Raw genomic sequence first — 5,475 nt, forward strand, 5'->3', positions numbered from 1 at the left:
AGGTCGCCGGGGTCGGTGAGGGTGGCGGCGGCCCAGAGGTGGCCGTGGCGCAGGCGGGTGGCAAGCGGGAGCTCGCGGAGGGTGGCGTCGAGGAAGCCGGCGGCGAAGGCGTCACCGGCACCGACGGCGGCGACTACGTCGACGGTGGGGGCGGGGACGTGGGCGGTGCGCTCAAGGGGGCTCTGCTCGGCGAGCGACGGCAACTCCAGCCCGTCCGGCGTTTGAGGACGAGGCCGTTCAGGCCGATCAGCGAACGCAGCGGCGCCGGCGGCCCCCTGCTTCACCACCAGCACGCCCGGCTCCGGCAGGAGCGCCCGTACCGCGGCGGGGTCGGCGGCGCCCCAGAGCGCCATCGCCTCGTCGTCGCCCACGAAGACGATGTCGGCGCGTCGGGCGAGGCCCAGCAGCACCTCGTCGGCGGCCGATTCCCACAGCCCGGCCCGGTAGTTGACGTCGAAGGAGACCAGCGGCCGCCCCGCCCGCGGCTCGGTGAGAGCCCGTAGCAGAGCAAGACAGCCCGGCGAGAGCGCGGCAGTGATGCCGGTCAGGTGCAGCACCCGGGCCGCGTCGAGGGCGGCCGTGTCGACCGTCCCCGGCGCCATCGCCGACGCGGCGGACCCGGCGCGGTAGTACGCCACCTCGTGGCCGGTCCCGGTCACGCCGCTGCCGCCGCTCCCCCCGGCGCCCTGCGCCGACCGCTCCCCCGCCGTCCGGAAGTACACCCCGGTCGGCCGCCCCGCATCCCGCGTCACCGCCGACACATCCACCCCCGCGGCGGCGATCCCCGCGACCAGATGATCTCCGAAGCCGTCCGCCCCCACCCGGCTCACCCACCGCACCCGGCGGCCCGCGGCCGCCATCGCGCAGGCGACATTGGACTCGGCGCCGCCGATGCCGCGGTCGAAGGACGGCACGTCCGCGAGCGGCCCAGGGCGCGTCGGCCGGAAGGCGACCATGGACTCGCCCAGGCAGACGACATCGCAGGCTGTGTCGGCGTCCACGCGCACTCGCACTCCCTCGCTCCGGCCGTCCCGGGCACCATTGACCCGCTGTTCGCCGGGATGTTAGACAGCGGGGAGCGATACACGCAATGGGTGTTGCACATTCTGCAACGCAGCAGATGGAGGGCGCATGACAGCCGTAGCAGGGCGAGTGGACGACCGGCTCGACTACCGCTTCAAGGGCCTGCCGCCGGACGCGGACGGCCTGACGGCGGCCGAGCTCGCCGCCGAGCGCCGGTCGCTCTTCACCGGCGGCTTCACCACCCCCGTGCTGACGCTCTCCGCCCCCGCCCTGGAGCACAACCTCACCGCCCTCGGCCGCTTCGCCGCCGCCCACGGCCTCGCCTTCGCCCCGCACGGCAAGACCTCCATGGCCCCGCAGCTCTTCGAGCGCCAACTCGCCCACGGCGCCTGGGGCATCACCCTCGCCGTCCCGCACCAGGTACGGGTGGCGCGCGCCCACGGCATCCAGCGGATCTTCCTCGCCAACGAGCAGGTGGACCCGGCGGCCCTGCGCTGGGTGGCCGCCGAGCAGGACGCGGACCCGGACTTCCGCCTCATCTGCTACGCCGACTCGGTACGCGGCGTCGAGCTCATGCAGTCCGCCCTGACCGAGGCCGGCGCCCGCCGCCCCGTCGATGTCGTCGTCGAGCTCGGCGGCGGCTTCGGCGCCAGGACCGGGGCCCGTACCGACGCGGACTGCGCCGCCATCGCCGACGCCGTGGCCGGCGCGGACCGGCTGCGGCTGGTGGGCATCGCCGGTTACGAGGGCGAAGTGCCGGGCGGCGACGGCGAGTCCGTACGGGCGTATCTGCGGCGGCTCGTCTCACTGGCGGCCGGCTTCGACAAGGCGGGGCGGTTCCCCGACGGCCTCGACGAGATCGTGCTGAGCGCGGGCGGCAGCGCCTGGTTCGACGCGGTGGCCGAGGTCTTCGCCGAGGTGCCGCAGCTGTCCCGGCCGGTGCTGAAGCTGCTGCGCTCGGGCGCGTATGTCTCGCACGACGATGTGCACTACGCCCACATCACCCCGTTCGTACGGGTCCCCGAGGAGGGCTCGCTGGAGCCGGCCTTCCGGCTGTGGGCGCAGGTCGTCTCGCGTCCCGAGCCGGGGCAGGCGTTCCTCAACGCCGGGAAGCGGGACGCCGCTTACGACCTCGACATGCCGGTGCCGATGACGGTGCGGGACGCGGACGGCAAGGAGCGGGCGGCCGAGGGGCTCTCGGTGCGGAAGCTGTCCGACCAGCACGCCTGGGTGGACATCGAGGAGGGCGTCGAGCTCGAGGTCGGCGAGTGGGTGGCCCTCGGCCTCTCCCACCCCTGCACGATCTTCGACAAGTGGCAGCTGATCCCGGTGACCGAGGCCGACGGCACAGTGACGGAGCTCGTGAGGACGTACTTCTAAATGGATCTCCTCATACGCGGCGCCCGGATCGTCGACGGCACCGGCGCCGCCGCGTACCACGCGGATGTGGCGATCCGGGACGGCCGCATCACTGAGATCGGCGAAGGCCTCTCCGGCGGCCGCGTCCTCGACGCCGACGGCCTCGTCCTCTCCCCCGGCTTCATCGACATGCACGCCCACAGCGACCTCGCCCTGCTCCGCGACCCGGAGCATCTCGCGAAGACCGCCCAGGGCGTCACCCTCGAAGTCCTCGGCCAGGACGGCCTGTCGTACGCGCCGGTGGACGACCGCACGCTCGCCGAGGTCCGGCAGCAGATCGCGGGCTGGAACGGCGACGGCTCGGACATCGACTTCGGCTGGCGCACGGTCGGCGAATACCTCGACCGCCTCGACCGCCAGGGCCTCGCCGTCAACGCCGCCTACCTCATCCCCCAGGGCACCGTCCGCATGCTCGCGCTCGGCTGGGAGGACCGGCCCGCTTCGGAGGCGGAGCTCGCGCGGATGAAAGACCTGGTGGCGCAGGGCATGGAGGAGGGCGCGGTCGGCCTGTCCTCCGGGCTCACCTACACCCCCGGCATGTACGCCCCCACCGCGGAACTCACCGAGCTGTGCCGGGTGGTGGCGCGCTACGGCGGCTACTACTGCCCGCACCACCGCTCGTACGGAGCGGGGGCGCTGGCAGCGTACGAGGAGATGGTCGCCCTCACCGCGGAGGCCGGCTGCGCGCTGCACCTCGCGCACGCCACCATGAACTTCTCCGTCAACAAGGGCCGCGCCCCCGAGCTCCTCACCCTCCTCGACAAGGCGCTCGATGACGGGGCGGACGTCACCCTCGACACGTATCCCTATCTCCCCGGCTGCACCACCCTCGCCGCGATGCTGCCCAGCTGGGCGACCGAGGGCGGTCCCGAGGCGACGCTGGCGCGCCTCAAGGACGCGGACACCGCCGAGCGGATCCGGCACGTGATGGAGGTCGAGGGCGCGGACGGCTCCCACGGCGTCCCGATGACCTGGACCGACCTGGAGATCTCCGGCGTCGGCAACCCGGCCCTGGCCGCCTTCGTCGGCACCCGCGTCCCCGACTGGCCGACCGCCCGCCGCATCATGCTCGAGGACCGCCTCGGCTCCACGATCCTGCAGCACGTCGGCCACGAGGAGAACGTCCGCGCGATCATGCGCCACCGCGTCCACACCGGCGGCAGCGACGGCATCCTCCAGGGCGACAAGCCGCATCCGCGGGCTTACGGGACCTTCCCGCAGTATCTCGGGCGGTACGTGCGGGAGTTGGGCGTGCTCGGCCTGGAGGACTGCATCCACCACCTCACCGGCCGCCCGGCGGCCAGGCTGAGGCTGCCGGACCGCGGCCTCGTGCGCGAGGGCTACCGGGCCGACCTGGTGCTCTTCGACCCGGAGACGGTGGCGGCGGGGGCCGGCTTCGACGCGCCGCGGACGGCGCCGCTCGGCATCCCGCATGTGCTCGTCGATGGCGAGTTCGTCATGCGCGACGGGCGGCGGACGGACGCGACTCCGGGGCGGTCCGTACGACGTCGTCGATGAGACCAATGGCGCGGAAGAGCTCGGAGGGGGTGCTGGCCACGAGCGCGCCGAGCTCACGGGCCCGCTCCTTCAGGGCGGGCGAGACCCGCATGGTGTAGAAGACGGCCGGGCCCTTGTACGACCCCTCCTCGCGCCACATCGCGAGGTCATCGGGCCCCGCCATCCGGCTGCTGCCGCGCTGCACATCCGATATCAGCAGGTGGAGGCCGCCGGCCCCGAGGTACGCCCCGGCCTCGCTGCTGGTGCTTGCGGTCGCCACCGAGGCCCCGGCGGCCCGCAGGCGGTCGAGTTCGCGGGTGTTGTTCTCCGGATGGTCGTCCACCCACAGGATGCGCATGCCGTCCCACTCACCGGCGGAGACAGCGACGGAGACGGAGGCGTCGAACGCGGAGGCGTGGGCAGAGGCGATGCTCTCCGCCTCCACCTCGCCGCGCACCGCCGGCTCGGAGCGCAGCATCCGGAACAGCTCATCCGCGTCATCGACGGCCTTCAGGTCGTCGAGCAGCGATACGAACCCCTGGTCGGCGACCAGTTCCCGGAAGCCCACCGGGAGTTGCTGCTCCAGGCGCTCCAGCGTGCGGCCGGTGTCCGCGCGGTCCAGTTCGATCTCGTACGGCTCCAGGATCCGCGCGGCCTCGGTGATCAGCTCGCCGCTCCAGTCGTTCGGCATCCGCGGGAGCAGCTGCCGCGCCCGGCGGTACGCGTCGAACTCCGCGACGACGCCGTCGTCGTCGTCCGCTTCCCGCGGGCGGGTCAGCAGCCGGTAGAAGTCGGCGTAGAAGTACTGGAGCAGGAGCAGCCGGAAGACGACCGCCGCCGGCTGCAGCCGCCACACCGGGTTCAGGGTTATCTCCAGTACGAACCCGTTGACCAGGAGCTTGATGCGTCGCGGATTGCGGCCGGCGCGGCGTACCAGCAGCTCGGTGAGCTCATCGTCGAGCAGATGGGCGATGCCCGCGTCGCCGGCGCATCCGCGCGCGTATTCCCGTACCCGGTCCGGGTCCGCGTGCGGGAGCCGGAAGCTGGTCTGGAAGATCTTCTCCAGGAAGCCGGTACCGTGCAGCGGGCCATCGCCGTCGCGCAACCGCAGTTCGGCGCGGTCGCAGCCGATCACGAACGCCAGCCCCGGAATATCGAGGTAGACCTTCAGCGCCTCGCACACCGCTAGTACGGTCTCGCCCGGGCAGCGGTCGAGGTCGTCGATGAAGACGACCAGCGTCCGCTGCAGCCGGGGCTGCTCCGCCCGCCATTCGTCCACCGCCTTGACGAGCGTCTCGCGCATGTCGTTGCGGGCTCGCGGGTCGGATCCCACGGTCCGCCACAGCAGGTCGACCAGCCCGGGCAGGCCGAAGTACGCGGTCGCCAGGCGCACCGCGAGCCGGGCCGGGATCCACGCCGCCATCAGCAGCGGCCGGCGCTCCTCGATCCCGTGCAGCACGCGCGCCAGCGGCCGGGTGTCGAACTCCGCCAGCACGGACTTGATCAGCCCTTCCAGGGTGTCCGTGCCCGTGGACG

4 protein-coding genes are annotated in these 5,475 nt (G+C 72.9%); 2 read left to right on the forward strand and 2 right to left on the reverse strand.

Features of this window, described 5'->3' with window-relative positions:
* On the reverse strand, positions 1-1,001 hold a 1,001-nt coding region (locus G5C51_RS39560), incomplete at its 3' end, for a sugar kinase (protein WP_420824910.1).
* 130 nt (positions 1,002-1,131) lie between these two features.
* Here G5C51_RS39560 and G5C51_RS39565 point away from each other — a divergent pair.
* On the forward strand, positions 1,132-2,403 hold the full coding sequence (locus tag G5C51_RS39565; RefSeq protein WP_165245375.1) for an alanine racemase: 1,272 nt from the start codon (positions 1,132-1,134) through the stop codon (positions 2,401-2,403).
* Positions 2,404-3,960, forward strand: coding sequence for an N-acyl-D-amino-acid deacylase family protein (locus tag G5C51_RS39570; protein WP_165245377.1), 1,557 nt, complete (start codon positions 2,404-2,406; stop codon positions 3,958-3,960).
* Here the strand turns inward: G5C51_RS39570 and G5C51_RS39575 are convergent.
* Positions 3,899-5,475 (reverse strand): P-loop NTPase fold protein (locus G5C51_RS39575; RefSeq protein ID WP_165245379.1); only part of this gene is annotated, 1,577 nt, incomplete at its 5' end. The two genes, G5C51_RS39570 and G5C51_RS39575, sit on opposite strands and share 62 nt — an antisense overlap.

The sequence above is a fragment of the Streptomyces coryli genome (genome assembly GCF_011044975.1).
Lineage (GTDB): Bacteria > Actinomycetota > Actinomycetes > Streptomycetales > Streptomycetaceae > Streptomyces > Streptomyces coryli.